At 34.5% G+C, this 16,448-nt stretch carries 15 protein-coding genes; 12 read left to right on the forward strand and 3 right to left on the reverse strand.

Annotated elements, in window-relative coordinates:
* Nucleotides 1–25 precede the first annotated feature (25 nt).
* The 11 genes from DZ858_RS07900 to DZ858_RS07950 all read left to right on the forward strand — a co-directional run bounded on the left by DZ858_RS07900 (nucleotide 26) and on the right by DZ858_RS07950 (nucleotide 10,791).
* Nucleotides 26–553, forward strand: a complete 528-nt coding sequence (locus DZ858_RS07900; protein WP_117159019.1) for a hypothetical protein — start codon at nucleotides 26–28, stop codon at nucleotides 551–553.
* Between the two features lie 41 nt (nucleotides 554–594).
* Nucleotides 595–1,341, forward strand: coding sequence for a curli-like amyloid fiber formation chaperone CsgH (gene csgH / locus DZ858_RS07905; protein WP_158548358.1), 747 nt, complete (start codon nucleotides 595–597; stop codon nucleotides 1,339–1,341).
* Between the two features lie 11 nt (nucleotides 1,342–1,352).
* Complete coding sequence (locus DZ858_RS07910; RefSeq protein ID WP_117159021.1) at nucleotides 1,353–1,754, forward strand: curli production assembly/transport component CsgF; 402 nt, start codon at nucleotides 1,353–1,355, stop codon at nucleotides 1,752–1,754.
* Nucleotides 1,755–1,759: 5 nt separating this feature from the next.
* A complete protein-coding gene (locus tag DZ858_RS07915; protein WP_117159022.1) occupies nucleotides 1,760–3,175 on the forward strand; it encodes a CsgG/HfaB family protein in 1,416 nt (471 codons plus the stop codon).
* Between the two features lie 6 nt (nucleotides 3,176–3,181).
* A complete protein-coding gene (locus DZ858_RS07920; RefSeq protein WP_117159023.1) occupies nucleotides 3,182–4,684 on the forward strand; it encodes a carboxypeptidase-like regulatory domain-containing protein in 1,503 nt (500 codons plus the stop codon).
* 86 nt (nucleotides 4,685–4,770) lie between these two features.
* Complete coding sequence (locus tag DZ858_RS07925; protein WP_117159024.1) at nucleotides 4,771–5,952, forward strand: AIR synthase related protein; 1,182 nt, start codon at nucleotides 4,771–4,773, stop codon at nucleotides 5,950–5,952.
* A 22-nt stretch (nucleotides 5,953–5,974) separates the two neighbouring features.
* The gene (locus DZ858_RS07930) at nucleotides 5,975–7,093 is read left to right on the forward strand and encodes a DUF3078 domain-containing protein (RefSeq protein WP_239990741.1); all 1,119 of its coding nucleotides are present in this window, start codon (nucleotides 5,975–5,977) and stop codon (nucleotides 7,091–7,093) included.
* 83 nt (nucleotides 7,094–7,176) lie between these two features.
* The gene (locus tag DZ858_RS07935; protein ID WP_117159025.1) at nucleotides 7,177–7,911 is read left to right on the forward strand and encodes a hypothetical protein; all 735 of its coding nucleotides are present in this window, start codon (nucleotides 7,177–7,179) and stop codon (nucleotides 7,909–7,911) included.
* Nucleotides 7,912–8,061: 150 nt separating this feature from the next.
* Nucleotides 8,062–9,138 carry a peptide chain release factor 1 gene (gene prfA / locus DZ858_RS07940; RefSeq protein ID WP_117159026.1) on the forward strand — a complete coding sequence of 359 codons (1,077 nt, stop codon included), beginning with the start codon at nucleotides 8,062–8,064 and terminating at the stop codon, nucleotides 9,136–9,138.
* Between the two features lie 68 nt (nucleotides 9,139–9,206).
* Entirely contained in the window at nucleotides 9,207–10,025 is an 819-nt protein-coding gene (gene pyrF, locus DZ858_RS07945) for an orotidine-5'-phosphate decarboxylase (protein WP_117159027.1), read from the forward strand.
* Entirely contained in the window at nucleotides 10,015–10,791 is a 777-nt protein-coding gene (locus DZ858_RS07950; protein WP_117159028.1) for an ABC transporter substrate-binding protein, read from the forward strand. The genes pyrF and DZ858_RS07950 overlap by 11 nt, the downstream gene beginning before the upstream one ends.
* A 2-nt stretch (nucleotides 10,792–10,793) precedes the next feature.
* Here the strand turns inward: DZ858_RS07950 and DZ858_RS07955 are convergent, their stop codons facing one another.
* The 3 genes from DZ858_RS07955 to DZ858_RS07965 all read right to left on the reverse strand — a co-directional run bounded on the left by DZ858_RS07955 (nucleotide 10,794) and on the right by DZ858_RS07965 (nucleotide 12,844).
* Nucleotides 10,794–10,976, reverse strand: coding sequence for a Lacal_2735 family protein (locus DZ858_RS07955; protein ID WP_117159029.1), 183 nt, complete (start codon nucleotides 10,974–10,976; stop codon nucleotides 10,794–10,796).
* A gap of 142 nt (nucleotides 10,977–11,118) precedes the next feature.
* Complete coding sequence (locus tag DZ858_RS07960; protein WP_117159030.1) at nucleotides 11,119–11,829, reverse strand: DUF4197 domain-containing protein; 711 nt, start codon at nucleotides 11,827–11,829, stop codon at nucleotides 11,119–11,121.
* Nucleotides 11,830–11,923: 94 nt separating this feature from the next.
* A complete protein-coding gene (locus DZ858_RS07965; RefSeq protein ID WP_117159031.1) occupies nucleotides 11,924–12,844 on the reverse strand; it encodes a T9SS type A sorting domain-containing protein in 921 nt (306 codons plus the stop codon).
* 173 nt (nucleotides 12,845–13,017) lie between these two features.
* Here DZ858_RS07965 and DZ858_RS07970 point away from each other — a divergent pair, with 173 nt between their 5' ends.
* Nucleotides 13,018–16,443 (forward strand): methylmalonyl-CoA mutase family protein, encoded by a 3,426-nt coding sequence (locus tag DZ858_RS07970; protein WP_117159032.1) that lies wholly within the window; start codon nucleotides 13,018–13,020, stop codon nucleotides 16,441–16,443.
* Nucleotides 16,444–16,448 lie beyond the last annotated feature (5 nt).

The raw sequence follows: 16,448 nt of genomic DNA on the forward strand, positions 1-16,448 counted from the left end.
TTTATAACAATAAAAAGCAATAGAGATGAAAAATTTAACTAAAATACTGTTTGTACTAGTGTTTTCATTTTTTAGTATTGCTACTGCATTCTCCCAAACTTACTCGAAGGAAAACCAAAATGCTATTGAAAACCTTCAAAATAAAGCTGTTCAGCTTAACTATATATCTTCCCAACAATCACAAATTAACGCTACAAGGAGTACAGTAGCAACTGCTAATAATGTATTTGTACAACAAGTCGGAAACTATAACAGAATAGTTTCAAATACAAAATCTGATAGAAGTGATATCAATCTTTTTCAGAATGGAAACAACAATGATATTTTTTTGAAAATCAATGCCGGTACTATTAATGAAAAAGTAGTGCAAAATGGCAATAACCATAGCTTTATAGATTTTAGCCCTTTACGTTCAAATGTTCACGAAGGACAGATTTTACAAACGGGCAATGGTCAAAACTTAAGGTGGTATGGATCTAATTCCCTTTCAGAAAAGCTAAAAGTATCAATGAAAGGAAATGGGCAAACCCTTACTATCCGTAATTTTAATTAAACATGTTTTGTATAGTGCACACATACAGCATACTAATGCTTATGTTGCTATGTTCAATAAATGCTTTTTCTCAATTTTATAATAAAGAGGTAGAAGCTAAAATTGAAACAGTGACTAATACAGAGTTTATTGAGATTTCCGGTACTGCTTTAAATAAGACCAATGTAGATCAAAGTCTTCGTTATGAGTTGTCTGTTTTCAAAAAAAGTTTGACTAGTAACTCGAAAACTAAGCAAAGTGGCAGGTTTGTTTTAAAAGCAGGTGAAAAGAAAGATTTGTCTAAAACCACTATAAATGCAAAAGAAAAAGATGAAATAATACTTTTACTTTTAATTTATGATATTCAAGATAACTTAATAGGTAAAGATCGAATTGTTTTTAACGATAAAAAGCCTGACACTAAAATCATTGCTGAGAAAATAGATATTGAAACAGATAAAGCTGAAAGTGTTGATGGTGATGTTAATAGAACCAGTTATGGAATTGAATTAAAAGGAATTGTCGTAGAAGAAACTAAAACCAAACCAGGACGCGATTTTTTTAAAATGTTTTCTTCAAAATATAATTTTTATAAAATAAATGGAGAAAAAGTAGTCACTGTTAGCGAAGTCTTGGCATTAGGTATTAATACCAAAATAGAAATTGAAGTTGGTGATAAAGTGGTTTTGGAGTTTTTTCTTAGCCCCAGAAATGAGTACTTAAAGACCATGGCAGATCAAGCCATAAACGTGGTAAATAGATATTTTATAAATTTACGTAACGATAAAGAACAAATAAACAGATATTAACAACCTAAAAAATGAAAAATTTTATACCCCTTATTATTTTTTTAATAGCAACTGCTTCTTATGGACAACAACTTGTTTACAAGCCTGTAAACCCTAATTTTGGTGGAGACCCTTTCAATTACCAAATGTTGTTGAGCTCTGCGGATGCCCAAAACACTTTTAAAGATCCATCTTTACAAGAAGATGAACAGTCTGAACTTGATGCATTTAAAGAAAGTTTAAATAGACAATTATTAGATCAGATTTCTAGTCAATTGCTTATTGAGCAACTTGGTGACGATGTTTTAGCTCCAGGAACCTCAAATTTTGGAAGCTTAGAGTTAGAAGTGTATGAGTCTTCTGAAGGATTAGTAATAAATATATTAGATACCAGCAATGGTGATCAAACCCAAATTGTAGTGCCAACAAATTAAAGCTTATGATAAAAATCACAAAAAACATATTAATTGGTTGTAGCTTAATGATCTTAATGAGTTGTGGAGGGTATTTTAATCAACCGGTTGGTCCACAGAAAGCAAGAATAGGCGAAATTAGTTCACAAACCAAAAGACTGGAAGCTTTACCAGAACCTGCCGAGCCTATAATTGTTGGGGTATACAATTTTAAAGACCAAACCGGACAGTATAAGTCTATAGAAGCTGGTAGTACATTTAGTACGGCAATAACCCAAGGCGCTACCACAATCCTTACCAAGGCTTTGGAAGACTCAAAATGGTTTAGGCCAATAGAGCGAGAAAACTTAAGTAATTTACTTAATGAAAGAAATATTATTGAAACAACCAGAAAACAATATGCTGACCCTACAAACAAGGCTCCACAACGTTTAAATCCGTTACTGTTTGCAGGTATACTTTTAGAAGGCGGAGTGGTTTCTTATGATACAAATTTACTTACAGGAGGTGCTGGAGCAAGATATTTTGGAGTAGGCGGGTCAACACAATACCGTCAAGATAGAATTACTGTTTACTTAAGAGCTATTTCGACCGGAAGCGGTGAAGTTTTAAAAACTGTATATGTTTCAAAAACTATTTTATCGCAAGCGGTAGACGTCGGTATTTTTAGATATGTAAACTTTAAAAGATTACTTGAGGCTGAAACGGGTTTCACTAAAAATGAACCCACACAACTTGCTGTACAAGCAGCTATAGAAAAAGCTGTAGAAATGCTTATTATAGAAGGTGTTCAAGATAAGTTGTGGTCTACCAAAGAAGGAGCAGAAAAAAATAAAGAACTAGTAGAAAGTTACCTTTTAGATAAAGAGTTGGAAGAGTCTACAGGGTTGTATGAACGTGCTTTTCAAAAAAATAACTATAACCATACTATTAACTTAGCTTTGGGATCAACCTATATAGATGGGGATTTTTCTACAGCAGAACCAGATTTCAAATCAGAACTGGGCTATACTTATCATTTTACTCCAATGTTTGGTATTGGAGGTGACTTACAGTTATTTAGGTTGTACTCTTCACCCAATAATAGATACTGGTGGTTGTCACAAAATTTAGATTTAAAACTGAGAGTGTTACCACACGATAAACTAACGCCTATTATTTATGGAGGTCCAGGCTTTATGGTTTTTGTTGATGATTCCCCTTCAAAATTTCTGCAAGAACTTGATTCTTTCTTTAAATTAAAAGCTGGACTTGGATTACAGTACAAATTATCAGAAAGGCTTTCTTTAGAATTAAATGGAGACTTTAATAAAGTGTTTTCAGACAAGATAGACAACGAGTTTCAAGGTACAAGAGACGATTTTTATTATAATTTTGGGTTTGGAGTCAATTATAACTTTGGTTTCGGCCAAAAGAAAGTTAAACCAAACAATGCTAAATAATTTGCTATGAAAGCTAACTATATAAATATAACACTATTCGGAATTCTATTTTTGCTCATTTTTTCTTGTAGCGAAGATAAAATTGGTGAAAACCAGACAGGTTCCATAACTGGAAAAGTTGTGGAAGTGGGTACAAACACTCCTGTCGAAAATGCAAGGGTTTCATCACAGCCTTTAACGAGCACAATTTTTACAGATGAAACAGGAAAGTTCGTACTTGAAAATGTACCAGTTGGTGAATACTCAGTAGAAGCACGTAAAGATGGATTTTTAGGTGGTTTTGAACCAGCTAACGTAACTTCTAGTAAACCAGTAAATGTAATCTTTGAACTTGAACTATCAACAGCCGATAACAAGCCACCCTCTACACCTGTTTTGTTGTCACCTGGAGATGGTGTAACTTTGCAAAGTATAGAGGTTGAATTTGCTTGGGACTCTACAGATCCAGATGATGATGATTTAACTTATTCAATAGAATTGCGAAATGATATTGACGAAGAGGTGTTAATGTTTGAAAATATAACAGACACTACCTTTGTTTATTCAACATTAACTTTGGGTGCCAAATACTTTTGGCAAGTTACCGTAACAGATGAAATTAATGACCCTGTAAAAAGCCCAGTTCGCTCTTTTGATGTCATAAACGCACCGGTGGATAATAGATTTCTTTTTGTTAGAAACATAGATGGAAACAATGTAATATTCTCTGCAGATGAAGAAGGAGCAGAATTTCAGTTGACTTCAAAAGACAAAAATAGTTATAGACCAAGAAGAAATGTAGCAGCAAATAGAATTGCTTATTTACAGACCGACGGGGCAGATGTTGATATTTATACAATGGCCCGTGATGGTACCGATAAACAACGTGTAACAAACCTTGTGAGGCCTAAAGGGTTTGACTTAGCCGAAATTAATATTTCTTGGCCACCTACCAGTGATATGATTTATTTTCCAAGGTTTGATAAGCTCTACAGAATAAACTCAAACGGACAAGGTTTGGACCAAGTATATAAAACCCCAGATGGTTCATTTATCTCTGAAGTAGATGTAAGCGAAAACGATGATATTATTGCCCTAAAAACAAATAACATAAATGGATATGATATTTCTATATTTACTATAGATTTTGAAGGCAATGTGTTGAACAATATTCTTTCAGGAGTTGATGGTGGCGCAAGTGGTCTTAATCTTTCAGTTACCAATCAAATGGTACTTTATTCTTATGATGTTTCTGGCTATGAAAGCAATAATTATAGACGATTAAACTCTAGAATGTTTGTTTATGATATGGTTGAAGATACAAATACCGATATTTCTGATCAAAAACCAAACGGCACCAATGACCTAGAGCCAATATTTTCACCAAATGAAGCTGAAGTTATTTTTACAAACACTTCAAATGATGGTATATCGCAAAGAGATATTTATACAGTAGAAGTAGATCCAGGTGAACAAGGTGTTGAACGCTTATTACTATATGAAAATGCTTTTATGCCCGATTGGGAATAATATAATGACTAACCAAAATTAAAAAAGCGTCCTGCATTTCCGGGACGTTTTTTATTACTTATTTTTGCAGTTGAAAATATATTGCTATGAGTGAAGAAGTTTCAAAAAGGTATGCAAAGCGAGGTGTTTCAGCTTCAAAGGAGGATGTACACAAAGCTATTAAAAATGTGGACAAAGGGTTATTTCCTAGCGCTTTTTGTAAAATTGTTCCAGATTACCTTACAGGAGATGATGATTACTGTCTGGTTATGCATGCAGATGGAGCCGGAACAAAATCTTCTCTGGCGTATATGTATTGGAAAGAAACCGGAGACGTATCCGTATGGAAAGGGATTGCCCAAGACGCATTGATTATGAATGTGGACGATCTTCTTTGCGTGGGTGCCACCGATAATATTATGCTATCTTCTACTATTGGACGAAATAAAAATATGATTTCGGGTGATGTGATTTCAGCAATTATTAATGGCACGGAAGAACTTATTTCAGATATTAAAAAACATGGCGTTTCCATCCACTCTACGGGTGGTGAAACGGCAGATGTTGGTGATTTGGTTCGTACTATTATTGTTGATTCTACGGTAACTGCAAGAATAAAACGCAGTAATGTTATTGACAATGCAAATATTAAAGCTGGTGATGTTATTGTTGGTTTGGAATCTTTTGGGCAGGCTACTTATGAAACCGAATATAACGGTGGTATGGGAAGTAATGGATTGACATCTGCACGACATGATGTGTTCCATAACTATTTAGCAAAAAAATATCCGGAAAGTTTCGATGCTTCCGTTCCTGATGATTTGGTGTATTCTGGCTCAAAAAAATTAACCGATCCAATAGCCGAAACCTCTCTTGATGCGGGTAAATTAGTATTATCCCCAACCCGTACATACGCTCCTGTTATTAAAAAAATACTAGCTCAATTTACTAATAAGCAAATTCATGGAATGGTACATTGTAGCGGAGGAGCGCAGACTAAAATTCTTCATTTTGTAGAAAATCTTCATATTATAAAAGATAATTTATTTGAAGTTCCGCCTTTATTTAAACTCATACAGCAGGAGAGTAAAACGGATTGGAAAGAAATGTACCAAGTTTTTAATATGGGGCACCGTATGGAACTATACGTTCCAAAGGAAATAGCTTCAGAAATTATTAAAATTTCTAAGTCTTTTGATATTGATGCACAGATTATTGGGCGCGTAGAAGCTTCAGGTGAAAAGAAATTGACAATAAACACATCTCAAGGTAGTTTTATCTATAAGTAAAAACATACTTTATTTTTTTTTGATGATGCGATTTGTGATTGTTTTATTGTTAATGCTACCTATAATAGGATTGGCACAAGAGGATAGCGAAAGAGGATACGTTTTTATACTTAATACACTCCATGCGGAAAATCCAGTATATTTTCATACTCCAGTTCCTCAAGAAAAGAAAAGAGATCCCGTTTTAGCTGTTAATAGTTTGCAAAGGAAAAGGCCTGTTTTTTTTCGCGTTCCATTAAAACCTAAACCTATTAAAAGAAGAAGTGTCTATGGATTCGTGAAACCTACTTTGTGGGGCTCCTATAATAGAATAGGTGTTAATGTTAGTGAAGTAGCTTTTGTTAATTGGAACGCTGGTGGTGTGAGTTCTGTTTCAGGATTAGTAGAGGTAGATTTAAAGCGAACTTATAAAACCAAAAATACCCGTTGGAAAAACGAGCTTTTGGCCAAGTACGGTATCAATAAACAAAAAGAATTAGGTTTAAGAAAAACAGAAGACAATATTGAACTGAACAGCTCATTCGGATTTAGAAATGACAGTCTTACCAATCTTTACTATACAGCTAAGTTAAGGTTTGCCACTCAATTTTCTAATGGTTATGAGTACCCAGATACCTCAAACGAAATTTCTACAGTATTTTCTCCTGCTTATCTTTTTTTAGGAGTAGGTACGGAATATGGTGCTAATGACGGTAACTTATCTGTTTATACTTCTCCATTAACAGTAAAATCTACCATAGTTTTAGATCAAGAGTTGGCAAATAATGGTGCCTTTGGTGTTACGCCAGCAGTTTTAAATGATCAGGGTGAAGTTGTAGAAGAAGGTGATAATCTGCTTACTCAAATGGGTATTTTAATCACCAGTGAATATAAAGCTGAAATATTTAAAAATGTTAGCCTCTCAAACAAAGTGACTTTATATACCGATTATTTGGATGATTTTGGTAATATAGATGTTGATTGGCAAATAGATTTCAACTTCCAAGTAAACCACTTTATAGTGGCTAATCTTGGTTCTCATTTTAAATATGACAATGATATAAAAATGACGGTGGAGAATGAAGAAGGTGAACTAATTGAGCAAGGTCCTATTGCTCAATGGAAACAGCAATTGGGCATTGGTGTGATAGTTGAGTTATAATTTTGCTTTCATAAAACCCTTTTTCAGGTTTTTTCGTACATTTAATAAGTTTAACTAACTTTTTAACTACTAATAACCAAATTATGACTTCTCATTACTTGCCTAGCAAGTACATCAAGCTAACTATTGTTGCTGTGATGTTACTTGTGATGAACATCTTTGTTGTTCAATATTTTGAAATTGATAAAAGCCGAATTTTACGCGTAGTTTCAGTACTTTCCTTGTTTTTGTTTTTCTTATATTACAAATCTTATTCAGAAAAATTAATTCTTGTTGCTCTTGCTTTGTTTGCAACTAGGGATATTATGATTTTAGATTATGAAAATAGTTTGTTTAAAACTATTTCTTTTATGCTAACAATTGCGGCATACTCTTCAATTTTACTACTAACCCTTAAAAAGCTTAAAATCTCAAAATCTACTCCAATAATAATATTATTAGTTACCATACTTATTTTATTAAATGTTTTTAATGTGTATTATCTTTCTGATATTATAAAAAGTGGTCTGGACAACCAGTTGCAATTCGTTTTGTTTTTTATACAAGGCGGCGTGTTAATATTGTTAGGCTTTGCCGCTTTTATGTATAACGAACGCTTTCAGGGTAAAACGCCATTGATATACCTATATATGGTGTTGTGTTTTGTATTATCAGATTGCTTTGGTTTAGGTGCTTATTTTTATGAGGCGCAATTGGCTTATTTTCCCGAACGTGTTTTCTATCTTTTGGCCATTGTTTTCTTAGTCAATTTCGCACTAAATACAAAAACACAAAAAGAAGAGGGTATTTTACTTACTGAAAAAGAATACATTCTCTAAACTGTTAATACAATCGATAAAACCGCATACTATTATTGATGTGCTTGTGTAAAAAAATATTTCTTTGATTTCTATACAAAAGAAATATTCTTCAAATTATCGTAAATTTGTATCCTCTTGCTCCAACAGCAGGTTATTATAAAAAACAATATGTTAGAGAAACTTCAAATAGTAAAACAACGATTTGATGAGGTAAGCGACCTTATTATTCAACCAGATATAATTAGTGATCAAAAAAGATATATTCAATTAAATAAGGAATATAAGGACCTTAGGCTGCTAATGGACAAACGTGAAAGATATCTTACCCTTACCAATCGTATTGAAGAAGCCGAAGAAATTATAAAAGAAAGCAGCGATGATGAAATGATTGAGATGGGGAAAATGCAGCTGGAAGAAGCTCAAGAGGAGTTGCCAAAATTAGATGACGAAATTAAATTTCTTTTAATTCCTAAGGATCCAGAAGACTCCAAAAATGCGGTTATGGAAATTAGAGCGGGTACGGGTGGTGATGAAGCAAGTATTTTTGCAGGAGACCTATACCGTATGTACACTAAATATTGCGAGAGCAAAGGCTGGAAAGTAAATACTGTCGATTACAGCGAAGGAACTAGTGGTGGTTTCAAAGAAATACAAATGGAAATTGAAGGTGATGATGTTTATGGAATCCTAAAGTTTGAAGCAGGCGTACACCGGGTACAACGAGTGCCACAAACTGAAACACAAGGTCGAGTACATACCAGTGCTGCAACAGTAATGGTCTTTCCTGAAGCAGAAGAGTTTGATGTGGAAATCGATCCTAAGGATGTTCGTATTGATTATTTCTGTTCTTCTGGACCTGGTGGTCAATCTGTAAACACAACTTATTCTGCAGTACGTTTAACACACGAACCAACTGGTCTAGTAGCGCAATGTCAAGACCAAAAGTCTCAGCATAAAAACAAAGAAAAAGCGTTTAAGGTGCTTCGTTCTAGGTTGTATGATATGGAGTTAGCAAAGAAACAAGCTGAAGATGCAGCAAAAAGAGGCTCCATGGTTACTAGTGGTGATCGTAGTGCTAAAATTAGAACCTACAATTACTCACAAGGACGTGTGACTGATCACCGTATTAATTTAACTTTGTACGATTTAAGTAATATTATTGATGGAGATATTCAGAAAATAATAGACGAACTACAAATGGTGAGCAATACGGAAAAACTGAAAGAAGCAGGGGAAACCTTTTAGTGAAAATTTTAATTAAATAGATTTAATTTTCTCTCCCTGTAGGAGAGATTCTGAAAGGATACGGGTCAATGACAACACAGCAATTAGTTTCAGAAATACATAAGAAAAAGTCGTTTTTATGCATTGGTCTGGATGTTGATTTAAATAAAATTCCGAAGCATTTGTTAGAAGAGGATGATCCTATTTTTTCTTTCAATAAAGCAATTATTGATGCTACCCATCACTTGGCGGTAGCCTATAAGCCCAATACAGCTTTTTATGAAGCCTACGGAATTAAGGGTTGGAAATCCCTTCAAAAAACAATAGAATATTTAAATAAAAACCATCCCGAAATCTTTACCATTGCCGATGCTAAACGGGGTGATATAGGTAATACCTCTTCCATGTATGCTCACGCTTTTTTTAATGATTTAGGCTTTGACTCGGTAACGGTTGCTCCGTATATGGGAAAAGATTCAATAGAACCTTTTTTAGCCTTTGAAGATAAACACACTATTTTATTAGCATTGACTTCCAATGAAGGAGCTTTCGACTTTCAAACAAAGAAAATAGGTGAAGATGAAACATACAAAACCGTTTTAAAAACTTCAAAAAGCTGGAAAAACTCGGAAAACTTAATGTACGTTGTTGGAGCAACCAAAGCTGAGTATTTTTCAGAAATACGAAAAATAGTTCCAGACAGCTTTCTGTTAGTACCAGGAGTCGGTGCACAAGGCGGTAGTTTGGCCGAAGTTTGTAGATATGGGATGAATAAAAATATTGGACTTTTAATCAATTCCTCTAGAGGTGTTTTGTATGCTTCAAATAATTTAGATTTTGCTGAAGCTGCTCAAGCTGAAGCTGAAAAGCTACAACTGCAAATGGAAAAGCTAATGCATGCAGTTTAAAGATCAGCTAGGAAATATCATTTCACTTTCCAAAACTCCTAAAAGGATTGTTTCTTTAGTACCTTCTCAAACTGAATTATTAGTGGATTTAGGCTTAAAAGAAAATCTAGTAGGAATCACCAAATTTTGTGTACACCCTAAAAATTTAAGAAAAGAAATAAAAGTAGTAGGAGGTACTAAAAGTTTACACTTTGATAAAGTGAAGGCAGTTAAACCAGACTTAATAATTTGCAATAAAGAAGAAAACACTAAAGAAATGGTAGTTGAACTTCAAAAAATTGCGCCAGTTTGGGTAAGTGATATTTTTTCTATTGATGATAGTTTAGATATGATAAAACAAATTGGTTTGCTATGCGATGTAGAAGAGGAAGCTTTGTCAATTTGCTCAAAAATCATTTCTGAAAAAGAAGATTTTTTAAATTTTGTAAAAAATAAACCTACTAAAAAAGTAGCCTATGTCATTTGGAAAAAACCTCTAATGATAGCAGGTAAAAATACCTTTATTAATGAATTGTTAGTGCTCAACAATTTTGAAAATAGTTGCGAAGATGAATCCTCACGATACCCAGAAGTGGAAAAAGACTTTTTAAAACAAGCTGATGAAATTTTATTGTCAACAGAGCCTTTTCCTTTTAAAGAAAAAGATGCTATAACTTTGAGTAAAGAGCTAGATAAAAAAGTTTCGATAGTAGATGGGGAGTATTTTAGCTGGTATGGGTCAAGACTTGTAGGCGCCTTTTCATATTTTAAAAGTCTACACTCTTAAGTTTATTTCTCTGCGTATTGATATCGAAGTGATTTTATTTGTTCAAAAACCGCTTCGGCTTTATCATGAATATAATCGCTTTTTTCTTTATCCTTTAATGCGATTTCATAAGATTTTCGCATTAAATATTTATATCGTTTTTTTAATTTGTCGAGCTTTGTTTCTTTTTTAAACCAATTCATCATAACTGCTATCTTTCATGTACTACATATCTTTCATGTACTACAAAAGTAGGTGTGATAATAAAAAAGTGCTGTTAGTGTTAGGTTAATTCTATCACAATTATTTATTGTATAGATAATAAAGGCGTTAAAACCTTAACAGATGTTAATCTTGCAGGGCAAAAACCTGTCTTAACAATGTCGTGGTTCTAGATTGAGCAGAACTCCTGATTTTCTTTTCTTCAACCCCAATCATGGTGTAGACACCTTTTAAAGCTTCGTTGGTTACATAGTCAGTAAGGTCTGGGTTTACTTTATTTACAAAGGGTACTGAGTTGTATTTTGTAATGATGTTAGTCCAAATTCTATCAGCACCGACTTTTGAAAATGAGTTTTTAATTACAGGATTAAATTTAGCATATAATTGAGAATTCGTTCTGTTTTGTAGATAACTAGTAGCGGCATTGTCTGAACCTAACAGAATGTTTTTTGCATCATTAAAAGTAATTTCTTTTACTGCGTTTACGAAAATTGGTGTAGCCTCTTTAACAGCATCTTCAGCAGCCCGGTTCATCGCTTTTAGTCCTTCATCGGCTAAGCTTCCTAGTCCGATATCTCGTAAGGTTCGATCCACTTTTTGAAGCTCTTCTGGAAGTAGAATCTTTACTAATTGGTTTTTGTAAAAACCATTCTCCTTAGTCAACTTAGTAACTTGCTTCTCAATACCAAAGTCTAGTGCTTGTCGTAATCCATTGGCAATCATAGTGGGGTCTGTACCCACTTGACCAGTAGGCAGGGTGTTGACAACGTTTTGAAGCTCGGCGCAAGAAACCAACATAAATATGGAACAAAACAAAGCTATTTTCTTATAAAACATAGGAGCGTAATTTAATTTAAGTAAAGATATAAAAAAGCCCTTCAATCCTGATATAAATCGGGAGAAGGGCTTCTCTAGGTAATTAAAATAGAAATTATTTAATTACTTTAACTGTTTTAGAGGCACCATCAATGGTTACTTGCACTAAGTAAGCACCAGAAGAAAGAGCACTCATATCGATACTTGGAGAAATAGCATCCGGTTTTGCCGTAAGTACTGTTTTACCAAGAACGTCATATACTGTTACATTGTTTACTGCTGCGGCAGACTCAATGTTCAACACATCCTTAACTGGGTTAGGATACACATTAAATGCAGCTTCAGAGAAATCGTTTGTACTCAATACACCAGCTCCAGCAACTATATCATCTATATAAAAGAGAGTAAATTCACTAGGTGCATAAAAATCGATTGCACCTAAATATGTAAAAGGTGTATTGAAAGCAAATTGTTGGTCTGTAATTACTTCAGTGCCATCAATGAACATATCCCATAGTTGATTGTCTATATCATAAACACATCTAACGTTAAACCAAACGTCATGATTGAAAGAAAAAGTACCTCCTGGGTTACCATCTACGCTTCCTTCTCCTGGAGCAGCTCCAGCCTCATTAAAGTAAACGTTTCCTCCAAAAAGTGTATTTGGATCTTGTGGTTCAGTAATCCCACTTTGAGCATTGAAATAACCTTCATTTCCAGTTGGGATATACATATTCCATTGAATTGTGTAAATACCACTGTCAGGTTCACTGTCTATTAAATATAGCATATCTATACCAGCCGGAGCACCAACTTCATTAATCTCTAAAGATTGAAAACCAGAGGTTGCTTGATCAAATGATACTTGAGCTTCTTCGGCTCCACCTTCTGCACCAGACCAAGTTCTCCAAGCATCAGATTGTGGTGATATGTCTCCAATGTCATAAGAGTCAAAATCATCTGTTTGTTCAACTTGCGCCATTCCTGTAAAAGCAAACGCACACAATGTAAAACCTAATAAGTAAATTTTTTTCATAATGTTTAAATTTTAGTTGTTTAATGTTTGTTATTGATAGTAGCAATATACAAAAATATTATAATTATTACTAATTTACTAAAAATTTATTTATTTCTTACTTATCTTATGAAAGCCTTTTATTGTTGGCTTTTTCGTAAATTTGTACTTTAAGAAAAACACGAAAGCTATCTATGAAACAAGCAAAACCTTATATTCCCAAAAATAAAGTACGAATTGTAACCGCTGCCTCACTTTTTGATGGTCATGATGCGGCCATAAATATTATGAGGCGTATTATACAGTCTACAGGTGTAGAGGTTATTCACTTAGGGCACGATCGCAGTGTAGAAGAGGTAGTAAATACAGCTATTCAAGAAGATGCAAATGCAATCGCAATGACTTCTTATCAAGGGGGGCACAATGAGTATTTTAAATATATGTATGATCTGCTCAAGGAAAAAGGTGCAGAGCATATTAAAATTTTTGGTGGTGGAGGTGGAGTAATTCTTCCTGAAGAAATTGAAGAATTACAAAACTACGGCATTACTCGTATTTATGCGCCAGATGATGGTAGGGAACTTGGTTTGCAAGGAATGATTAACGATTTAGTTGAAACATCCGACTTTCCTATTGGTGAAAACTTAAATGGAGAAGAAGCAAAGCTTTCAGAAAAAAATGATAACGCTATTGCTCGTGTTATTTCAGCAGCTGAAAACTTCCCAGAAGTTGCCAAAAAAACATTAGATTCCATTCATAAAAAGAATGAAAAAAGTACCATTCCTGTTTTAGGAATCACAGGTACAGGAGGTTCAGGTAAATCGTCGTTAGTTGATGAATTGGTTCGCCGTTTTTTAATTGATTTCCCTGAAAAAACAATAGGAATTATTTCAGTAGATCCTTCAAAACGAAAAACAGGTGGGGCGTTGCTAGGCGACCGTATTCGTATGAATGCTATTAATTCACCACGAGTATATATGCGTAGTTTGGCCACTCGTCAAAGTAACTTAGCGCTTTCCAAACACGTGGCCGAAGCGGTTCAAGTTTTAAAAGCTGCGGAGTATGATCTTATTATTTTAGAAACTTCGGGTATTGGACAAAGTGATACCGAAATTTTAGATCACAGTGATGTTTCTCTGTATGTAATGACGCCAGAATTTGGCGCTGCAACACAATTGGAGAAAATCGATATGTTAGATTTTGCCGATTTGGTGTCCATTAACAAATTTGACAAACGAGGGGCTAAAGATGCACTTCGCGATGTAAAAAAACAGTATATGCGTAACCACCAATTGTGGGATACGCCTCAAGATCAACTTCCAGTTTTCGGGACGATAGCTTCTCAGTTTAACGATCCAGGAATGAACAAGCTTTACAAATCCATTATGGATGAGATTGCTTCTAAAACAAAAGCCGATTTAAATAGTAAGTATGAAATTTCAGATGAAATGTCTGAAAAGATTTTTGTAATTCCACCGGCACGAACACGTTACCTTTCTGAAATATCTGAAAATAACAGAGCTTACGACAAAAAAGCTTCTGAACAAGCTGAAGTAGCTCAAAAACTCTATGGTTTCTTCAAAACTATAGAAACCATTTCTGGAGCCACACCTACATTAGATAAATCGGGAATTGATTCTGAAGATTTAACTGTTTCCGAAGAAAATAAAGATTTAGTAAAACTTTTAGTGGCAGAGTTTGATAAAGAAAAATTGAACTTAGATCCTTATAATTGGGAAGTTATTACCGGTTGGGACGAAAAAGTAAATCGCTATCAAGAACCGGTTTATAAATTTAAAGTTCGTGATAAAGAAATTAGTATCGATACGCATACCGAGTCATTGTCACATACTCAAATTCCAAAAGTATCTTTGCCTAAATATCAAGCTTGGGGCGATATATTAAAATGGGTGTTACAAGAAAATGTGCCGGGTGAGTTTCCGTATACCTCAGGTTTATACCCTTTTAAGCGTACAGGAGAAGACCCTGCTCGAATGTTCGCCGGAGAAGGTGGGCCAGAGCGTACTAATCGCCGTTTTCACTATGTAAGTATGGGGTTACCCGCTAAGCGCTTGTCAACAGCTTTTGATAGTGTAACCTTATATGGTAACGATCCCAATCACCGTCCCGATATCTATGGGAAAATTGGTAATGCTGGAGTATCTATTTGTTGTTTGGATGATGCCAAAAAATTATATTCCGGATTTGATTTAAGTCATAAAATGACATCGGTGAGTATGACAATCAATGGTCCTGCTCCCATGTTACTTGGCTTTTTTATGAATGCGGCTATCGATCAAAGTTGTGAAAAATATATTAAGGAGCATGATCTTGAAGATGAAGTAGAAAAGAAAATCGCTAAAATTTACAAAGAAAGCGGAATGGACCGCCCAAAGTATAATGGCGAGCTACCTGAAGGAAACGACGGTCTAGGTTTAATGTTATTGGGCGTTACTGGAGATCAAATATTACCACAAGATGTGTATCAGAAAATTAAGTATGATACGTTGAAACAAGTTCGAGGAACGGTACAAGCCGATATTTTAAAAGAAGACCAAGCTCAAAATACGTGTATTTTCTCTACGGAGTTTGCACTTCGTTTAATGGGTGATGTGCAGGAATATTTTATTGAAAAACAAGTTAGAAACTTTTATTCTGTTTCTATTAGTGGTTATCATATTGCCGAAGCTGGAGCAAATCCTATTACCCAGTTGGCATTTACCTTGGCAAATGGATTTACATACGTAGAATACTATTTAAGTAGAGGAATGGATATTAATAAATTCGGTCCTAACTTATCCTTCTTTTTTAGTAACGGTATCGATCCTGAATATTCAGTAATTGGTCGTGTGGCTCGTAAAATTTGGTCTAAAGCATTAAAAGAAAAGTATGGGGCCAATCCACGAGCGCAGATGTTAAAGTATCACATTCAAACATCTGGTCGTTCGCTACATGCACAGGAGATTGACTTTAACGATATTAGAACTACGTTACAAGCATTATACGCTATTTACGATAATTGTAATTCATTACACACCAATGCCTATGATGAAGCGATTACAACACCTACGGAAGAAAGCGTACGTCGGGCGATGGCGATTCAGTTAATTATCAATAAAGAGTTAGGACTGGCTAAAAACGAAAACCCAATTCAAGGCTCATTTATTATTGAAGAGTTGACCGATTTAGTTGAAGCAGCTGTTCTCGAAGAATTCGATAGATTAACTGAACGCGGTGGTGTTTTAGGTGCTATGGAAACCATGTACCAGCGTGGAAAAATACAAGAAGAGAGCTTGTATTATGAAACGTTAAAACATACAGGCGAATTTCCTATAATTGGTGTAAATACATTCTTAAGTAGTAAAGGTTCACCAACGATTCAGCCAAAAGAAGTAATTAGAGCGACGGAAGAAGAAAAGCAAGCCCAGATAACTACATTAGAGAAACTTCATAAAACATATGAAGATAGCGCAGAAGAAACATTAAGTAAAGTGCAAGATGCGGCTATTGAAAACAAAAATATGTTTGAAGAACTCATGGAAGCGACGAAAGTTTGTTCATTAGGGCAAATTACCGAAGCCTTATTTGAAGTAGGAGGACAGTATCGTAGGAATATGTAACAGAA

Source organism: Marixanthomonas ophiurae (assembly GCF_003413745.1).
Lineage (GTDB): Bacteria > Bacteroidota > Bacteroidia > Flavobacteriales > Flavobacteriaceae > Marixanthomonas > Marixanthomonas ophiurae.

Coding starts and splice junctions, on each gene's coding strand:
- DZ858_RS07915 (WP_117159022.1), top strand. CDS start 1,760: ATGATAAAAATCACAAAAAACATATTAATTGGTTGTAGCTTAATGATC.
- DZ858_RS07920 (WP_117159023.1), top strand. CDS start 3,182: ATGAAAGCTAACTATATAAATATAACACTATTCGGAATTCTATTTTTG.
- DZ858_RS07955 (WP_117159029.1), bottom strand. CDS start 10,976: ATGATGAATTGGTTTAAAAAAGAAACAAAGCTCGACAAATTAAAAAAA.
- DZ858_RS07960 (WP_117159030.1), bottom strand. CDS start 11,829: ATGTTTTATAAGAAAATAGCTTTGTTTTGTTCCATATTTATGTTGGTT.
- DZ858_RS07900 (WP_117159019.1), top strand. CDS start 26: ATGAAAAATTTAACTAAAATACTGTTTGTACTAGTGTTTTCATTTTTT.
- DZ858_RS07925 (WP_117159024.1), top strand. CDS start 4,771: ATGAGTGAAGAAGTTTCAAAAAGGTATGCAAAGCGAGGTGTTTCAGCT.
- DZ858_RS07910 (WP_117159021.1), top strand. CDS start 1,353: ATGAAAAATTTTATACCCCTTATTATTTTTTTAATAGCAACTGCTTCT.
- csgH (WP_158548358.1), top strand. CDS start 595: ATGTTGCTATGTTCAATAAATGCTTTTTCTCAATTTTATAATAAAGAG.
- DZ858_RS07965 (WP_117159031.1), bottom strand. CDS start 12,844: ATGAAAAAAATTTACTTATTAGGTTTTACATTGTGTGCGTTTGCTTTT.
- DZ858_RS07930 (WP_239990741.1), top strand. CDS start 5,975: ATGATGCGATTTGTGATTGTTTTATTGTTAATGCTACCTATAATAGGA.
- pyrF (WP_117159027.1), top strand. CDS start 9,207: ATGACAACACAGCAATTAGTTTCAGAAATACATAAGAAAAAGTCGTTT.
- DZ858_RS07950 (WP_117159028.1), top strand. CDS start 10,015: ATGCAGTTTAAAGATCAGCTAGGAAATATCATTTCACTTTCCAAAACT.
- DZ858_RS07970 (WP_117159032.1), top strand. CDS start 13,018: ATGAAACAAGCAAAACCTTATATTCCCAAAAATAAAGTACGAATTGTA.
- DZ858_RS07935 (WP_117159025.1), top strand. CDS start 7,177: ATGACTTCTCATTACTTGCCTAGCAAGTACATCAAGCTAACTATTGTT.
- prfA (WP_117159026.1), top strand. CDS start 8,062: ATGTTAGAGAAACTTCAAATAGTAAAACAACGATTTGATGAGGTAAGC.